Origin of the sequence: Alkalibacterium gilvum, from assembly GCF_900109085.1 — a bacterium.
Classification (GTDB): domain Bacteria; phylum Bacillota; class Bacilli; order Lactobacillales; family Carnobacteriaceae_A; genus Alkalibacterium; species Alkalibacterium gilvum.
In genome coordinates this window covers 1-17,359 of sequence record NZ_FNYW01000016.1, presented here as the reverse complement: position 1 = coordinate 17,359, position 17,359 = coordinate 1, and the positions used below count along the sequence as shown (strand labels likewise).

The following is a 17,359-nucleotide window of genomic DNA, read 5'->3' as shown; positions in this document are numbered from 1 at the left end:
AATCTGGAGTGTGGTGTTTTATAACGTGTTTCCCCTTTTTCTACTCTGGTTTTTTATACTATCAATAACATCATTAACTCACTAGGCTTAGATCGTTTGCTTTCCTGCAATAACGGCTATTTCAACTAACGCTTTTGCTGGTAGTGCGGAGACTTCATAGGCGATACGAGCAGGAAAAGGTTCTTTGAAAAAATCTGAATAGACATTGTTCATTTCTTGGAAATTTTCAATGTCACTTAACAGTACCGTTACTTTCAATACATCTGATAAGTCTAATCCCTCTTCGGCCAAAATATATTCTACATTTTTTAGCGCTTGTCTTGTCTGTCCAGCTGCGGTTGTTTCTGTAATCTTACCAACTTTTACATCAATTGGTAACTGCCCTGATAAGTGAAGGGTATCTCCAAATTTGACCGCTTGTGAATAGGGCCCGATAGCTGCTGGAGCTTTTTCTGATTGTACGATTCTTTTTTTCATTTCTGTCATATTAATTTCTCCTTTAGTTTTTATTTAATTATTTATGCCTGAACATAAGCCTGACTTCCCGAGGTGTTTTTCTCAACGATGATATGCGATTGTATTCGTGTCTTTAGCTCCTCAACGTGAGAAATAATTCCAACAAGGCGTCCGTGTTCATGTAAATCAAGCAAGGTTTGAATCGCATTATCCAGAGAATCAGAATCCAGTGTTCCAAAACCTTCATCCACAAAGAGTGTGTCCACACTCACCCCACCATTTTGACTTTGAATAACGTCGCTGAGTCCTAAAGCTAAAGCTAGAGATGCTTTAAATGTTTCTCCACCAGATAAGGTGCTGACTCCACGGGCTTTGCCAGTATGATGATCAAAAACATCGATATCCAATCCTTGAGGTCCGGCTCCTTTAGCTTTTTCTACTTTCTTATGCATTTCGTAACGATTATTGGTCATCTGCGCTAATCGCGTATTCGCTGCATCTAATATTTCTTCAAAATAAATCCCCAAAACATAACGCTCAAAAGAAACATAGTCGGTTTCCTTTGCACCATTTGCCATACGAGAGAGTTCTCCATATAACTGATAATCTTTCTCAATATACTCACTTTGTTTCTGATATTTTTGAATGGTTTCCTGGGCTGACTGATTTTGACTTGTCTTTTGGATATAGCGGTCACGCTTTATCTCCCATTCAGGTATAGTTGCTTCAATCTCAGTCAATCGCGTTTCATGTGCTTCTTTTGAGTCCACACTATCGGCTTTTTCAAGAAAATCAGCGACCTCTTTAACGGCATTCGTATGAATAGCACGCGCTTCTCTATAAGTTTGTATTTCCTTTTTCCTTTTTTCAACCAGTTCCTCTTGAAGGACAGCATCCGCAAAATCATCTTGAAACCCACTTGTTTCCATACGTTCTCTGAATGTCTGTTTTAATTTTTCTTCTGTTTCACTTAATTCCTTGATACGCTTTTCAGTCAGGTTCCTTTCTGTTTCTGCAGTAGCTAAGGTATTTTGTAACCTATTTAGTTCTTCACGCGTTGTCTTTTCTTGTCTCTCTGTTTCTTTAATTGCTCTTTCTTTCGTCACGACAAGTTCTAAGACTTGCTCCTTGGAGTCATAAACCTGTTTTTCTTTCAAATCAGCGATTTCTTTACTGATTTCTATTAGACGCACTTCGCTATTTTCAATTATAGAAACCTGTTTATATAAGCCCTCAGCTGCTTCTCGCTCTTTTTTTTCTAATGTATCAAGCTCTTTAGTAAGTGCTTCTTCTTGCTTAACCGCTGCTTCTTCAGTTTTTATTTCATCTTGCAGTATGTTGATTTTTTCAGTGACTGCTTCAGTATTTTCTTCAACTTTTTCTTTCTCATTTTGTATATCTTTAGGTGAGATTCCTAATTCTTCGCAGCGTTCAGTCACTTGATGTGAGAGATGTTCTGACTGAGTCACTAAACGATTAAAGGTTTTTTCTGCTGTTTCTTTCTTTTTTTCGAATGTATCGACCCGTTCTTTTGTTATGTCTTCCGACTTGGCCTGTGCTTTTGTAGGATGTTCAGTCGATCCACAGACCGGGCAGGGTTTTCCTTCTTCAAGTTCACCTGCTAAAACAACAGATAATTGGCTGAAGTACGTAGATTTAGCCGACTGCCACTCTGCTCTTGCTTTATCAAGGGTTTGTTCAGCAGCTTGAAATGCCTGTTTCAACTCCTCACCTTGTTCACGCCACTGGGATACTTCTTTCAAATTATTTAAGCGTTGATTCAATTGATTTTGTTCGTCTTTTTTTGTACTTAAAACTTTATAGCATGCTGTTAATTTTTCACGTGTCTTCGACAACTCTGTTAATGCTGTTTTCACTGACTGATGTTTATCTTTTAATTGTTTATGTTGTTCAGTTATCTGCTCTTTTTTCACTTGTGATTCATTTTTACGTTTCTCAAGAGCAGAAAGCTGTATCGTCTTGTCTTTTTCAATTTCAAACCGATTGAGCTCTTCATTTAGTTTCAAAACTTCTTTTCTTACATCGTCTAGCTTTTTATACGCTATTGAAATACTTTTATATCGTTCATCAACGGTTGCACGTTCAGTTTTTACTTGCTGGATTTTTTCATTTAATTCCGAAAGTCGTTTTTCACTTGTTTCTTTTTCAGTTTTTGCATCTTGCCTATTTTTTTGTAACTGAACAAGTTTTTCAGCTTTTTCATGGTTCACTAATTGTGTTTTATATTGATCTACTTGCTTTTCCTGTTCATCTAGCTTTACTTTTTCTTCGTTGAGCGCATCACGTTTTCCCAACATTTCAATCAGTCTTACTTGCCTCACTTTTTCTTCTTGAAAATCAGACAAGTGTGTTCGTATCTGTTTTAATTCTTCATTTTCATTTTTAATAATCTGGTCCAATTCGCTTAAGACTGTTTTAACGTCAAGTTGTGCGATGGCTTTATCTAACGTTTCATTTTCTTCAGAATCTATACGCTTGAAAGCTTCTTGTAAAGCCAATTCATATTTTTTACGCTGGTCAGAAAGAGTTTTTGCCTTTTTCTTAAGTTCTTCTTGAAAATAGCCGTAAATATCTGTTTCAAATATATTCCTGAAAATTTCTTCTTTTTGACGGCTGTTAGACTCCAGCATTTTTTTGAAGGCGCCTTGGGGAAGCATCACAATTTGACGGAACTGCTCATAGGTTAAGCCTATCAATTCTTGTATCTCCTGATTGGCTTCCAAAATTTTTGTTGTGACCGAATTTTCTGTGTGAAATTCTACACTCGATTTTATTTTCCTGGTCTTGGTACGCGTACCCGGCCCAGTCTGATCTGGCGTTCTGTGAACTTTATAGACTTTTTTCCCTAATTCAAACTCCAATTCAACATAGCACAAATCTAAATCCGTTGCGTGATCAGATTTAAATGAATTTTTATCTCGATCATCTCCACTCGCTGAATCGAACAAGGCATAGGCAATGGCATCAAATATAGTTGTTTTTCCTGCGCCAGTTGGCCCACTAATTAAAAAGAGTGAAGACTGATTAAATTGAGTGAAATCAATTTCTACTTTATCCTTATAAGGTCCAAAGGCATTCATTACTAATTTTAAAGGACGCATCTACTTCTCCCCTTTCAATGCATCTTCCCATGTTTTATTGATGGCTTTTTTTTGATTACTATCTAATGAGGTTTGCTTGTATTCAGAATAGAAGTCATCGAAAAGTTCCAGTAAACCCTTTTTTTCAAGGGCTTCCTGCTTCGTTTTTTTGCTCGACTCTTTCCGTTCTTTCTGTGCAGTGTACTCAAGTCCCATCGCATAGGGATAGCGTCTGCGGAGCTGATTCATTGCATCCATGACATAGTTATTGTCTTCCAACTCAAAAAATATATAGTCTTCTGATTCATCCGCCATCAACTCGTTGAATGTTCCTTTTAAAACCTTCATATCTCGTTCAGTCTTGATTTCAATCATTTCTACATTAAATGTGTCTTTATCTATATCTAAAAGGACAAACTGTTTTTTATGTCGGACTTCTGATTTAGAATACTTTAAAGGCGAACCGCTATAACGTACATTTTCCGACTTCACCTTTTGTGCTTTGTGCAGGTGACCCAAAGCGACATAGTCGAAGTCATCAAATATATTTACATCAACATATTCGGCTGTTCCAATACTCAATGGTCGTTCAGAATCAGAGGCTTCAACCGACTCTTTTACACCGTTTACGATATAACCGTGCGCGATCAAAACATTTACTTCATCTAGGTTCATTTCAGAAGTTATCGACTCGACTTGTTTACGCGTCGCATCCTTTAGATCTCTAATTTCTTTGTCTTCAAACAATTGTCTAATCGTGACATGGTCTGCGAATGGCAGAAGATAAAAGTTCACATTGTCGATAGTTACTTTTCGTACATCTTTTTTTACCGTTCCTTCAATGAACAATTGACTCCCCGCAAGTAGTTCCGCACCATATTCCAGTCTTTCATTACTGTCATGATTTCCAGCAATGACTAAAACGGGTATGCCAGCTTCTTTTATGAGTCTATTAAAGATAGAGTTAGCTAACGTTACTGCTTCTTTTGGAGGAATGGCACGGTCATAGAGATCCCCTGCCATAATCAGTACATCGACCTCAAGTTCCTTAACTTTATCGACCAATGCATGAAGCACCGCCTTTTGATCCTCTAACATCGAGAATTCATTGACAATTTTTCCTATGTGCCAATCTGCTGTATGTAAGATTCTCATTATTGTCCTCCTGTTCATATTCTTATGGCTTTAGTATATCAAAATAACTTCTTGTTGTAATCAATGTAAATAACAAGCGCTGGCTAGGCGTCTGACTTTTTACTTTTCCTTTTACTCACAAAGGGCGTGCATTAAACATTTAAATGATTTCTTTCGCTTATACCCCCTAACGAAGGGCATGCGCTTTACTTTTTACAAGATAAAAAACTCTTTTAAAAAAGACGAATGTATAGCTGCCTTTTCAAAAAGAGTTTTCATTTTATTCAGTTATTTTAATTTACTCGATTTTTAGTGTCGCCAGTTTTTATGACCTCAAGCGTTGAATCTAAACCTATAGTCATAATATTCCTTACAGATACGTTTGTATAATAAGCGATATGTGGTGTGTACATTATTTTGTCATGATTTAAAACTGCTTTGAATAAATCATCACTAATGCCCGTTTCTCTATTATCTCGAGGAACGTAGGCACCTTCACGCTCATATGTGTCCAAAGCAGCGCCAGCAAGTAGATTATCATCCAATGCACTCATCAAATCTTTAGTATCTACAATAGATCCTCTTGCGTTATTTATCAGATAAGCTGTTGCTTTGAATTGTTTAAACATTTCGTAATTAAATTGGTGGAAATTATCTTCAGTTGCCGGCATATGCAAGCTCACAATATCAGAATGTTTGATGACATCTTCTATGCTCTCTTTATATTCCAAGTACTCCTCAGCTTTATCATTCGGATAGATATCATACCCTAAAACTTTAGCTCCGAGAGCATTGAACAATTTTGCAGCTGAACGACCAATATGGCCTGTGCCGATAATCCCTACAGTCATTTCTGCTAGTAGACGTCCTTGAATTTCTGGCTGCCAACTAAAGTTTTCTTCGTTTGTTCTTTCTTCAATCTCTTTTACTTTTCTTATAAGCATCAACGCTTGAGTTAATGTAAATTCAGCAATTGATTCAGGAGAGTAAACCGCAACATTACTTATAATAATATTATTCTTACTTGCAGCTTTTAGATCATAAATATCATAGCCCGCACTTCTTTGGGATATTTGTTTTATTCCATATGAATTTAGCTTTTCATAAATGTCATTGGGAATGGGTTTATTTTGACTCGTTGTTAAACCGTCGAATCCCTTTGCTAAATGAACATTTTCTGAAGATAACTGGTCTTTCACAATCTTCACATCTACATTGTGTTCTTTTTCCCATTTTTCTACTATTTCTAATTCTTCATCACGAACATGATAGGCAATAATTTTCATCATTACACACCTTACCTTCCTATACAAGCTATTACTTTCTATTGTTTTTTTATTCCATCACCTTTAAAAAATAACTATTTTAATTTTATTTAGAGTGATTTATTGTTGAATTTCGTTCATATACTTTGACAAAGATACTCTGTATAATTGTAATAAGGAAACATCTAAAGCTTTAATTCAATATATAATAGCTTATTTACTGATGTTAAAATTTATACGGAGGAGATCCACATGGAAATTCGTCAACTTAAATATTTCATCGCTATCGTCGAAGCCAAAAGCTATTCAAGAGCAGCAGAAAGTCTTTTTGTTACGCAACCCACTCTCAGTCTCTCTATGCAGAAACTTGAAAAGGAATTCGATATCAAATTATTCAACCAGTCTCAAAATGGTTTGCAATTAACGGATTCGGGTATGTTCCTATATGAAAATGGTATGGATATCGTTCACGATTTTGATTATCTCGTAAACCATATGCATAGTCAAAAACAACACACCAAAGAATCGATACGTATCGGTTTAACAGTTCTGTCTGCCATGCAATTTATGAAGCATATTTCACAATTTATAGCGAATAATCAAAACGTAGAAGTCCGTCTGATTCAAAATGGCTCACATAAACTGCAGAAAATGCTTGCTGATGGTGAAATCGATTTCGGTATTCTGTCGTTTCCTTTAGTCGAGCCTTCCATTGAATTGCTTCCTTTAAAAAATACCAGTATTGAAGGGTATAACGTTTCAGTCGTTATGCCGTCTTCAAATCCTCTTTCTGACCGAGACTCTGTTTCGTTCAAAGATTTGAAAAATGAAACATTTATTTCATTGAGCAATGATTATATGCTTGGTAATTTAACCGAAGAACAAAGTTTCAAATTCGGCTTTAATGATCAGATCGTTTTTATAGAAGATGACTGGAAAGTCCTTTTACACAGCCTGGAAAATTTCAATGCTGTTGTTCTTCTGCCTTCAGAATTTAAAGAATATGATGATACACCCAACTTATCCTGGGTCCCGCTTGAGGACAGAAGCAATTACTATCCTATCGGCATTGCCAGACGTAAAGATATGATTGTTACGGATACCTATCATCAGTTTATCGAAGCGATAAAGAAAAATTAACTTTGAAAGTTATTTGCTGTTTCCTTATTGTTTATTACTCGTTCTCCGCCTTTAGCTAAAGCGATCAATTCAAATTCACCAGGATACCGCTTAACTGGTGCAACATAATTTATATAAGATTTTACTTGATTGAAGACGCGGTCACTGTGTGCCATCCCACCTGTCAAGCAGATATAATCAACGTCTCCTTTTAAAGTAGTCGATAGTGTTGCGATTGTTTTAGCTATTTGTAAAGACAAGGCAGAAATAACTTGTTCAGCATAATGATCGCCGGCTTCAATACATTCTTCTATTTCCATTAAATCTTTTGTACCCAGTAAGGATTGTAAGCCCGCTTCGCTTCTCAATCTTCTTGACATATCTTTAACTGATGTTTCTTTCATTAAAGGAAGAAGCTCTTTTAAAGGTAGGCCGCCAGAACGTTCAGCGGAAAACATGATCTCGTCATCGGATACGAAGTCGACTATTTTCCCTTTTCTATGGGCACTTGCCGTACTTCCGCCTCCAAGATGGGCAACCACAATATTGCTTCGTTCATAGGTGGTATCGTGATCTTCAGCGACTTTAATTGCGACGGCACGCATATTTAAATGATGACCTATACTTTTTCTTTGCACTTCTTTTAAGCCTGTAATCCGTGCAATATCGATCATCTCGTCAACTGTTACGGGGTCATAAATATAAGCTTGTGCTTTCTCGGTTCCATATTTTTTCAATACGTTGTAGGCGATTTTAGCACCTAAGTTAGAGGCATGTTCAAGCACGGGATCGAATTCCAGTTTATCAAGAAGTGCCTGGTCAATAATATATGCTCCTGATTTCACAGGCCCAACCAATCCTCCGCGTGAGACCACTGCATCTAATTTTTCTATGTTTTTTTCCTTTAACACTGACAGGATATCATTTAAACGGAATTCAAACTGATCAAAAAGTACATTGTATTTTTTTATTTCATCACTATTATATTTAATTTCTTTTGTCCATTCTTCTTGGGCGTCAACAAAGTAACCAAACTTTGTTGACGTTGCGCCCGGATTGATAACGATTATTTTCCCCATATGATTCCCTCACTTATCCATTTTCTTTTTGATTCATGACATGTTGTGCTAACAAAATTGACGCATATTTTTCGTCACTTGATGACGCACGAGACGTTAAAATGATCGGCACAGTCGCTCCTATGATCAGTCCTGCCATTTCAGCGCCACCAAATAGTGTGAGTGATTTTGACAGTGAGTTTCCAGATACTATATCTGGGGTAACAATTATATCTGCGTCACCTTGAATTTTCCCTCTATAATTCTTTTCTTCGACAATATCTGGTATCAAGGACAAATCCAGAGAAATGGGTCCTTCTACTACGTAATCGTCACTTCTCATCTCTTCTGTCAATTCACTTGCCCATACCGAGGCATTATTTTTTGACATGACATTTTCCGAAGCTGAAAGAATAGCTGCCTTTGATTCTTTTACATCAATACTCTTCATCACTTCTACACCATGTTCGATGATTGTTTTAAGTTGCTCTTTATTTGGCTCGACAACCATTCCACCATCTGTGATAGCGACAAAACGGTTTAATTTTGGTACAAAGATAACGGCGACGTGCGATAATAGAGTACTTGAGCGAATTCCTGTTTCTTTATTGACAACCGGACGTAAAATGTCTCCCGTTCCAATAAACCCCTTCATCAAAGCATCCACTTTTTTATCTCGGGCAAGTTCTACCCCTTTTTCAGCTGCCTTTTTATCATCTGCCTGGTCGATAATTTCCACTTTTTCCAAATCAATGGATAGTTGTTTCAATAATCCTGTTAGTTTGCCTTCATCATCGATAAGTACAGGTTCTATAATATCTTCTTCTATTCCTCTTTTAATCGATTTCAAAACATCTTCGTTAGCTGCTTTCACCACAGCGATCTTTAATTTCTTGGAATCAACTGATTGACGAATTGACTGAAGGTTTGTAACCAATCCCATATTTCATCCCTGCTTTCTTATATAATTTCTGTTTATTTAATATCCAGTCGATAATCCTCAGGAGATACGATCGGCCATACTTTCATAAAGACATATTTTGATATAAATCCAAAAGTAATCGGTGCGACGACAAAAACTAGAATCGTAATTAGAATATTTGTAACAGTCCAGCCATTTTCAGTTAGATTCAAGTGATTGATTGGTCCTACTAGTCCACTGAATCCAAATCCTGCACTCATCGGTGTTCCTTGAATATTAAATACCACAGCTAACAATGCAGTAAGTGCTGCGCTCGCTAAGATAGGAACCATAATTAATGGTTTTTTAACGACGTTTGGCATTTGAATTTTAGGTGAACCAATAAAGTGAGCCAGGTTCGTACCCATATCATTAACAGACCAGCCCATAATAGCTAAACCGAAACCAGTTGCGGTTATCCCCAAGTTGGCTGCTCCTGAACCTACTCCAGCTAATGAAATGGCAACAGCTATTCCGACTGATGTGATTGGTGAAACAATAAGAAGTGAGAATATCATTCCAAGTAACACTGCTAAAATAATCGGCTGTAACGTTAGTAATTGTTCAATACCTAAACCGATAACTTCAGTTATTTTTGCGATATATGGGAGAGTAAAGTAACCGATCCCGCCGGCTACAGCCAAAATAACAGGAGGAATAACAATGATAGAATAGGCTTTCAAGCTTTTTCCTAACAGCATAACAAGCAATACCCCTGCAGAAGCGGTTACACCCATATTTATAATATCTCCCGTTCCAGCTAGGACAATTGCTCCATCGATCATTTTAACGGCGCCCGAACCAAACAAAGTAGCTAGTCCTATAGACATCGATTGAATAGGCGTAAATTTAAAACTTTGACCTATCAAAATACCACTAAGTAGTCCTATCATTGAATTAGACATAGATAATGCTGTACCCAGATAAGCTAGCCAGGGGGCACTGTCGCTCAATGCTTTAACGATTTCTCCAAGTAAAGCGCCTGAAATGAGTGCGATAACTGTACCTAAAGCAATACCATTCAAAACGTTCATTATAAATTTTTTTGCGTTCATATCTTTTTCCAATTTATTCACCCTCTTAAATTATTTTAATGAAAGATAAACCAACAACCTTTATCTATTGTTGGTTTATTTTTCCGTTTGAGATTACTGATGCGTTGGTTCACCTAATAATATTTCACTTACATCTAAAATACCTTCTGATAATGAGGGATGACTGTGGATCGTTAATGAAACATCTTCAACCGTTAGTAGGTTTTCAATTGCCAGTGTAATGTTATTAACTAATTCATCAACATGTGCACCTACCAGTTGAGCACCAACAATACGTTTTGAATCTGCATCCATAACCATTCTTATAAAACCATCTGTTTTTCCCATCGATAAGGCTCTTCCATTATTTTTAAAATTATATGTTGCTTTCTCTGCATTGATCCCCTGCTCTTTGGCTTGATCATATGTTAGACCAACTGTGGCTACTTCTGGGGAGGTATAACAGACTGCAGGAACTGCTAAATAGTCGATAGCCGCTCCTTCGTTTCCGCTCATTTTATCCACAACCATTTTCGCCTCATAACTGGCTTTGTGGGCTAATGCCGGTCCATCAACGACATCACCTATAGCAAAAATATGCTCTGTTGTCGTCTGGCCGAATTCATTGGTTTCAATATGACCGGCTGCTGTCTTTTTAACACCAGCCATTGAAAGTGATAATTCCTCTGTGTTCGGTCTTCTTCCGACCATTACCGCGATTTTTTCTGTTTCAATCTCGTTAGTTTTACCATCTTTCTCATAAGATAAAACAAGATTATTTTTATCCTTTTTATAGGAAGTTGCTTTAGCATTAGTAATAATTTCTATATTTTTCTTTTTTGCAGCGTTTAATACTGGCTTTATCAAGTCTTTTTCAAAGCCATTCATGACTCTGTCCAAACTTTCAATTACGGTCACTTTACTACCTAAATCTGAAAAAGCAAAAGCAAGTTCCATACCAATATATCCACCACCAATTATCGTTAAAGATTCAGGTAATTCATCAATATTCAATAAGCCTGTTGAATCTAATATATCTTCATTGAATTCAAAACCCGGTATTTCAATAGGACTACTTCCGGTTGCTATGATGGCATTTTCAAATTCATAGCCAAAATACTCATCCCCATTTACCACAGAGACTCTATTTTTCGAACTGAAATTGGCTACACCTTTTATAATTTTAACTTTATATTTTTTAAGGAGTGCTTCTATTCCAGATGTTAATTTATTTACGACTTCTTGATTTTTCCATTGCTGTGTTTTAGAGAAATCAAGCGTTGAGCCTTTATAATCCAAACCGAATGGTGTTTCATTGCGAGATTTATAGGCCTCTTTCCCTACAGATATAAGTGCTTTAGAAGGAATACAACCGACATTTAGGCATACTCCGCCAATTTCTGATTTCTCAATTACAACAACATCATGACCTTTCTGGGCAGCGTGGATAGCTGCTACATACCCACCAGGCCCAGATCCAATCACTACAGTATCAACTTCTTCAACAAAACTTCCAACAACCATTGTGTTTCATCATCCTTCCGATAATAACAAGTTTGGATTATTCAAGTATTTTTTCAGTAAGTTTATTGCTTCCTGAGCATATACCCCGTCAACCACTCTATGATCAAATGCAAACGAAATTTTAAGTACCGGTTTGAGTACTGGATTTCCTTCTTCATCCGGTAAAAACTCGTTTTCGATTCTTCCCATTCCTACTATTGCAACTTCAGGCTGATTAATAATAGGCGTAGACCATACCCCGCCAGTAGCTGCTCCACCAACGTTTGTAACAGTCATTGAGCCATTACTCATTTCATCTGAATTCAATTTACCTTCAGTTGCTTTTTCTGCTAAAACGCCCACTTCACTAGCTATTTCAAATAGGCTCAATCGTTCAGCATTTTTGACCACCGGAACAACTAACCCTTGAGGTGTATTAGCGGCAACACCAATATTGTAATACTGGTGATAATAAATTTCCCCTTTATCTAAATTCATTGATGCATTCAATTCAGGGAATTTCTTTAATACTGCAACTAAGGCTTTTACAAAATAGGCAGTATAGGTTAAACGAATCTCGTTATTAGCTGCAATGGTTTTCATTTCATCACGATGTTTAACAAGAGCTGAAACCTCTACTTTATCGAAGACAGTGACGTGTGGTGATGTCATTTTACTGTTTACCATAGCTTGAGAGATAGCGCGTCTCATAGGTGTTATTTTTTCAACGCGATCCGCTTTTGAAGTTCCTTCGGTTTCAGAAGGTTCGTAAGGTTTGACGTCTGATTTAGGCATGGAAACTTGAGAACGCTCCTCATCACGAGCTTCAGTTTTTTCTTCACTCGTCGATCCTGATTTTTGTGCTTCTGGATTTGCCATAAAGCGATCAATATCTTCGATCGTTACTTTTCCGTGATTCCCCGTACCCTCAACTTGAGTTAAATCCACATTATTGTTTCGAGCGTAAATTCGAACGCGCGGAACTGCAAGTGTACGCCAGTCATCTGAAACGGCTTTATCTTTACTTTCTGTTTCTGACGACTTGGCTGCTTTTGTTTCAGTAGCTTTTTCTTGAGCCTTTTTATCGTCTTTTTCTTCGGCTACCAGCACTTCTGCAGTTTCTTCTTTTTCTTCAGTGCTACCTCCGGCTGAACCTTCTAATTCAATTGTAGCCACCGGTTCGCCTACTTGAGCAAGTTCGCCTACATCATAGTGTTTCTTTTTTAATATGCCACTCTTAGGACTTGGCAGTTCTACAACAGCTTTATCGCTCTGCATTTCCAATAAGATATCATCTTCTTTGACTTCATCACCTTCATCAAAAAACCATGAGACGATTTCGCTTTCAACAGTTCCTTCACCGGCATCTGGCAATATTACATCGTACATTTAAATACCTCCTAAAAATTAATAGTTTCTTTTGTTTTCTCGACTATGGCGTCTGGTCCAGGTAACCATTCGTTCTCAATTTGTACGAAAGGATAAACACTGTCTGGAGCTGTGACACGAGAAACGGGTGCATCTAATTCCATAAAGCAGCGCTCACCAATTTCTGACATAAGATTACCACCTACACCAGCAACTCTTTGAGATTCCTGAACGACTACTGCACGATGTGTTTTTTCGACTGATTTTCTAATTGTCTCCATGTCGATCGGAGCAATGGTTCTTAAGTCAATAACTTCTGCACTTATACCTTCTTTTTCCAGTTTGTCTGCAGCTTTCATTGATTCATGTACCATGAAGCCGGAAGTCACAATCGTTACATCTGTTCCTTCTTTCACTACAGCTGCTTTATCAAGCGGAACAGTATAGTACTCTTCAGGGACTTCACCTTTAACTGATCGATATAATTTCAAATGTTCCAAGAAAATTACTGGATCGTTTGATTCTATAGCTGATAATAAAAGTCCTTTAGCATCATAAGGATTTGTAGGGACAACAACGCGTAAGCCAGGTATGCCGCCGAATAATCCTTCCATACTGTCTGAGTGTAATTCAGGTGTTCCTACTCCTCCGCCAAAAGGTGTACGAATAGTTATCGGCAAGTTTCTTGTGCCACCATAACGGTAACGATATCTGGAAATTTGGCCCATTATAGGACTGATAGCTTCTGTACTGAACGCACTGAACTGTAATTCAGGTAAAGCTCGGAATCCTTCATGGCCTAAACCGAGTGTCATTCCTAAAATTCCTGATTCAGCTAAGGGTGTATCAAAAACGCGTTTATCTCCAAACTCATCTTGAAGGCCATCTGTTATTCTAAATACACCACCATTTGGTCCAACATCTTGTCCAAAAATCATCGTATCGTCAAATTTATTTAGTGCATTTTTTAATCCATCTGTAATAGCTCCTGCAAATGTTAAATTAGCCATGTTTACTTCTGCTCCTTTGCTTTGTATTTTTCAATTTGTTCTTGAATGTTCTGAGGTTTCACTTCATACATATTTTCAAGTAAATCGACAATCTTCATGTCTGGTTCTTGATTCATTTTTTCAATCGCTTGTTGCGCTTCTTTGGTTACTTCTTTTTTAATTTCTTCTTCTCGGCTTTCTTCCCACAGACCTTTTTCTGTCAAATAGGCTCTCAAACGTACGATTGGATCTTTTTTCTTCCACTCATTTAATTCTTCTTCTGTACGATATTTCTTAGGATCATCTGACATCGTATGTGGTCCGAAACGGTAAGTCATTGTTTCAATCAAAACAGGTTTATTTTCTTTTAAAGCATACTCTCTTGCTTTTCGAGTCGCTGCATAGGTTGCAACAGGGTCCATACCATCAACCTGAATTGATGCCACACCAGCTGCTACACCTTTTTGAGCAAGTGTTTCTGCCGCAGTCTGTTCATGTACGGGTACTGAAATACCATAACCATTGTTTTGAACAACAACGATAAGTGGTACACCAAAAGCACCGGCGAAGTTGATTCCTTCATAGAAATCTCCTTCAGATGTCGCTGAGTCGCCAGTAAATGCTAGAACAACATTCTCTTCATTCCGACGTTTCTTAGCAAAGGCTACACCCATTGCATGGGTAATTCCGCCTGCGACAACAACTTGTGGCACCATCATTTGAAAGTCTTTATCGTATTTATTCCCACCTACATGACCTCTATACCACATGAACGCTTGTTCCATAGGCAGACCATGTTTGATGGATACGCCAATATCTCTGTATCCCGGAACAAGGAAGTCTCCCTTTTCTAAACCTTTTAGCGTTCCGAACTGACTTGCTTCTTGTCCACCAGCAGTTGCATAGTTAGCTAGCGCGCCTTGTCTGTTTAAAATAATTGTACGTTCATCCAAAGCTCTTCCCCAGACAATATCCTCCATTAAATCAACTAATTCTTCATCAGTGAATTCTTTCATCGTCTTATCATCGACAACTTTCCCCTTCTCATCCAAAACCTGATACATTTTGAAGTCGTCCTTATAACCCTCTACAAGTTTATTGAAATTTAGCTTGCTTAATTTTTCTACCAATGTTCAAACCTCCTATTTTTTGTAAACGTTTTCTTGCTACAGTTAAATATTATCACTGGTTATATTGCTTAGCCAATTAGCTTTTCCTATTTAGTTATAAATAATATTTATAACATTGCAACAATAAGGAAAACGCTTACTTGTTTTAGTATTTTTATTTCTTTTTTCCTTTTAAAAACTTCTTTATGCTTTTTAGCGAATAAATATTTTCAATACAAAATGATATTGATTATCTTTTAAATTTTTTTGCTCTATACTGTAAGGTAGAAAGGTGGTTATAACATGAATAAAATATTAGTTTTAGGTGGAACTGGATTTTTAGGTTATTACACAACAAAGGAGCTGTTAAGTAAGGGATACGAGGTCAAGGCGCTTTCCTTACCTCCTATGCCAGACGACGATATGTTTTCAAGTGATAATGTTGAAAACATGCTGGCGAACGTCAACGAATTGAGTGATGAGGAAGTTCTTGATATCTTAAGTGATGTTGATGGTGTTATTTACGCTATTGGAGCAGATGAACGAACTATTCCTGATGCCCCTGCATTCTCATTTTTCTATGAAGCCAATGTCCGTCCAACTCAACGTCTCGCACGTTTGTCTGTGAAGGCAGGCGTAGAGAGCTTTGTAATCTTTGGTTCTTATTTTGCTGAATTTGCTGAAAGAATTACTGATGTGGACCTTAAGAGCGAAGCATATCCTGCGACGCGTTTACTACAGGAACAGATCGGTTTTGCTGAAGGCGAAGGAAAAATGCGTGTAAGTAGTCTGCGTCTTCCATATATATTTGGAACGATGCCTGGCCGTACACCGCTTTGGAAAATGTTTACGGATCAAATCAAAGATAAAGAAGTCTTCCCTGCATTAGGTGGCAGTACTGCTGCTGTGACAGCTAAGCAAGTTGCTCATGCAGCTGTCGGAGCATTGGAAAAAGGCGAACACCGTGGCACTTATCCACTTGGTGGAATCAATTTATCTCACAAAGAATTTACTGAAATGATGGTAAATGCTTTGGGCCAAGAAGGCAAAACTGACGTACCTGTTGTAGACCTGGAGACCGTCTTACCACCCTACAAGGCTATTGACGAAAAAACAGCTGCAGCAGGTAAAGAACACGGTATTCATATGGTATTAAATGCAGATATGAAAGCTCGTGATTTGGGTATCGATCCTAAAATCTCAATGGATCCACTAGGCTATGAAGAAGATGACGTCTACGCTAGTGTCAAAGAAACGCTTGAAGCATGCGTAAAAGCTTCTGACAAATAATATTGAATCGTTTATCTTTTGAATTATCGTGAAGTCTAGCTGACGAAAAATGGCTATGCTCCTTTCAATAAGAAAGACTCCTGTCGGATTTTAAAAATCCGACAGGAGTCTTTTAGTCTTTAATACTATCCTGAATAATTCATAGCTCTATAATTTAAGCTGGTTTCTTGAATAAATTAATCGTTCTTGGAAAAATTGGGAATTTTTCTACAAAATAGTGCGTTCTCGAAGTAGATTTTAACTAAATGAACCTTCTTACGATTCTCTTGTTTGTTTGAAGGCATACTTCTCCCTTGTAGACGATTGATTCAAAAAATTAACGTGATGACTGATTTAAATCCATTGACTGGATCGCCGTAGGCGCTCGAAGACCCTATAGAATTCAGTTTGATACACATGATAACTCGACAATTTTAGATAGGCTCGTCTGCCTGTTTGCACAAGTTTGCCAGCGACTTTAAGGAATGTTAGTCGGATGGAATGAATAGTCATCCCTTGGTTCTTTTTATCAAAGCCGATAGTCTTTAGACAGTTGATGAGGTTGTATGCAAGCAGACTAATCATCATTCTGACATGATTTTCTAAGAAGCGTGGACTATCTGTTTTATCGAAATAAAAGCCACCTTTCGCTTCTTTGATGAAATTCTCCATTGTCCCTCGCTTGCCGTAAAGAGAGAATATGACTTCAGGTGAGACATTATCGGATAGATTAGTCACAATGAATGCGTGTTGAAAGAGGAGTTCTCCTGCTTCACGGATTGATCGTATACAGACTCGACGGGGTTTCGACCATGATTGTGCTTGATAAGGCATTGAAAAATACTGAACTTCCCGATCTTCCCATTTTTGGTTATCCCCGTAAAGTACGGATTGCTCAGCTAATTGACTTAACCTCCGATTGTTCTTTAATCGGATCACATACTGACTTTCATTTTCTTCACAAGACTCATACACCTCTGGTGTTGCGAAGCC

At 37.6% G+C, this 17,359-nt stretch carries 14 protein-coding genes; 2 read left to right on the top strand and 12 right to left on the bottom strand.

From position 1 onward, the window contains the following. Window positions 1-87 precede the first annotated feature (87 nt). From BMX83_RS05450 to BMX83_RS05435, 4 genes are all read right to left on the bottom strand, one after another. Window positions 88-486, bottom strand: coding sequence for a Rid family detoxifying hydrolase (locus tag BMX83_RS05450; RefSeq protein WP_336622031.1), 399 nt, complete (start codon window positions 484-486; stop codon window positions 88-90). A 32-nt stretch (window positions 487-518) separates the two neighbouring features. Then, a complete protein-coding gene (locus tag BMX83_RS05445) occupies window positions 519-3,578 on the bottom strand; it encodes an AAA family ATPase (protein ID WP_091634426.1) in 3,060 nt (1,019 codons plus the stop codon). Beyond that, on the bottom strand, window positions 3,579-4,712 hold the full coding sequence (locus tag BMX83_RS05440; RefSeq protein ID WP_091634421.1) for an exonuclease SbcCD subunit D: 1,134 nt from the start codon (window positions 4,710-4,712) through the stop codon (window positions 3,579-3,581). A 272-nt stretch (window positions 4,713-4,984) separates the two neighbouring features. Continuing rightward, the gene (locus tag BMX83_RS05435) at window positions 4,985-5,980 is read right to left on the bottom strand and encodes a D-2-hydroxyacid dehydrogenase (protein ID WP_091634418.1); all 996 of its coding nucleotides are present in this window, start codon (window positions 5,978-5,980) and stop codon (window positions 4,985-4,987) included. A 228-nt stretch (window positions 5,981-6,208) separates the two neighbouring features. On the opposite strand from BMX83_RS05435, the gene BMX83_RS05430 reads away from it, so the two are divergent. Then, window positions 6,209-7,096 (top strand): LysR family transcriptional regulator, encoded by an 888-nt coding sequence (locus BMX83_RS05430; RefSeq protein ID WP_091634416.1) that lies wholly within the window; start codon window positions 6,209-6,211, stop codon window positions 7,094-7,096. Here BMX83_RS05430 and buk read toward each other — a convergent pair. The 7 genes from buk to pdhA all read right to left on the bottom strand — a co-directional run bounded on the left by buk (window position 7,093) and on the right by pdhA (window position 15,118). Further along, window positions 7,093-8,154: a butyrate kinase gene (buk, locus tag BMX83_RS05425; protein ID WP_091634413.1), complete on the bottom strand. Its 1,062-nt coding sequence runs from the start codon at window positions 8,152-8,154 to the stop codon at window positions 7,093-7,095. The two genes, BMX83_RS05430 and buk, sit on opposite strands and share 4 nt — an antisense overlap. 13 nt (window positions 8,155-8,167) lie before the next feature. Then, window positions 8,168-9,076, bottom strand: coding sequence for a phosphate acyltransferase (locus BMX83_RS05420; protein WP_091634411.1), 909 nt, complete (start codon window positions 9,074-9,076; stop codon window positions 8,168-8,170). 32 nt (window positions 9,077-9,108) lie between these two features. Then, the gene (locus BMX83_RS05415) at window positions 9,109-10,170 is read right to left on the bottom strand and encodes a PTS sugar transporter subunit IIC (protein ID WP_425425834.1); all 1,062 of its coding nucleotides are present in this window, start codon (window positions 10,168-10,170) and stop codon (window positions 9,109-9,111) included. Between the two features lie 72 nt (window positions 10,171-10,242). Next, entirely contained in the window at window positions 10,243-11,652 is a 1,410-nt protein-coding gene (gene lpdA, locus BMX83_RS05410; protein WP_091634408.1) for a dihydrolipoyl dehydrogenase, read from the bottom strand. Window positions 11,653-11,661: 9 nt separating this feature from the next. Then, complete coding sequence (locus BMX83_RS05405; protein WP_091634405.1) at window positions 11,662-13,020, bottom strand: dihydrolipoamide acetyltransferase family protein; 1,359 nt, start codon at window positions 13,018-13,020, stop codon at window positions 11,662-11,664. 11 nt (window positions 13,021-13,031) lie between these two features. After that, complete coding sequence (locus tag BMX83_RS05400; protein ID WP_091634401.1) at window positions 13,032-14,009, bottom strand: alpha-ketoacid dehydrogenase subunit beta; 978 nt, start codon at window positions 14,007-14,009, stop codon at window positions 13,032-13,034. Between the two features lie 2 nt (window positions 14,010-14,011). Continuing rightward, a complete protein-coding gene (gene pdhA / locus BMX83_RS05395; protein WP_425425832.1) occupies window positions 14,012-15,118 on the bottom strand; it encodes a pyruvate dehydrogenase (acetyl-transferring) E1 component subunit alpha in 1,107 nt (368 codons plus the stop codon). A gap of 282 nt (window positions 15,119-15,400) precedes the next feature. On the opposite strand from pdhA, the gene BMX83_RS05390 reads away from it, so the two are divergent. Next, entirely contained in the window at window positions 15,401-16,387 is a 987-nt protein-coding gene (locus BMX83_RS05390; RefSeq protein ID WP_091634398.1) for an NAD-dependent epimerase/dehydratase family protein, read from the top strand. A 333-nt stretch (window positions 16,388-16,720) separates the two neighbouring features. Here BMX83_RS05390 and BMX83_RS05385 read toward each other — a convergent pair. Next, window positions 16,721-17,359 (bottom strand): IS1380 family transposase (locus tag BMX83_RS05385; protein WP_143059492.1); only part of this gene is annotated, 639 nt, incomplete at its 5' end.

Excerpts from the sequence above, each read along its gene's own strand:
- BMX83_RS05405 (WP_091634405.1), bottom strand. The coding sequence starts at position 13,020 with ATGTACGATGTAATATTGCCAGATGCCGGTGAAGGAACTGTTGAAAGC.
- BMX83_RS05390 (WP_091634398.1), top strand. The coding sequence starts at position 15,401 with ATGAATAAAATATTAGTTTTAGGTGGAACTGGATTTTTAGGTTATTAC.
- buk (WP_091634413.1), bottom strand. The coding sequence starts at position 8,154 with ATGGGGAAAATAATCGTTATCAATCCGGGCGCAACGTCAACAAAGTTT.
- BMX83_RS05430 (WP_091634416.1), top strand. The coding sequence starts at position 6,209 with ATGGAAATTCGTCAACTTAAATATTTCATCGCTATCGTCGAAGCCAAA.
- BMX83_RS05450 (WP_336622031.1), bottom strand. The coding sequence starts at position 486 with ATGACAGAAATGAAAAAAAGAATCGTACAATCAGAAAAAGCTCCAGCA.
- BMX83_RS05440 (WP_091634421.1), bottom strand. The coding sequence starts at position 4,712 with ATGAGAATCTTACATACAGCAGATTGGCACATAGGAAAAATTGTCAAT.
- BMX83_RS05435 (WP_091634418.1), bottom strand. The coding sequence starts at position 5,980 with ATGATGAAAATTATTGCCTATCATGTTCGTGATGAAGAATTAGAAATA.
- BMX83_RS05445 (WP_091634426.1), bottom strand. The coding sequence starts at position 3,578 with ATGCGTCCTTTAAAATTAGTAATGAATGCCTTTGGACCTTATAAGGAT.
- BMX83_RS05420 (WP_091634411.1), bottom strand. The coding sequence starts at position 9,076 with ATGGGATTGGTTACAAACCTTCAGTCAATTCGTCAATCAGTTGATTCC.
- BMX83_RS05400 (WP_091634401.1), bottom strand. The coding sequence starts at position 14,009 with ATGGCTAATTTAACATTTGCAGGAGCTATTACAGATGGATTAAAAAAT.
- lpdA (WP_091634408.1), bottom strand. The coding sequence starts at position 11,652 with ATGGTTGTTGGAAGTTTTGTTGAAGAAGTTGATACTGTAGTGATTGGA.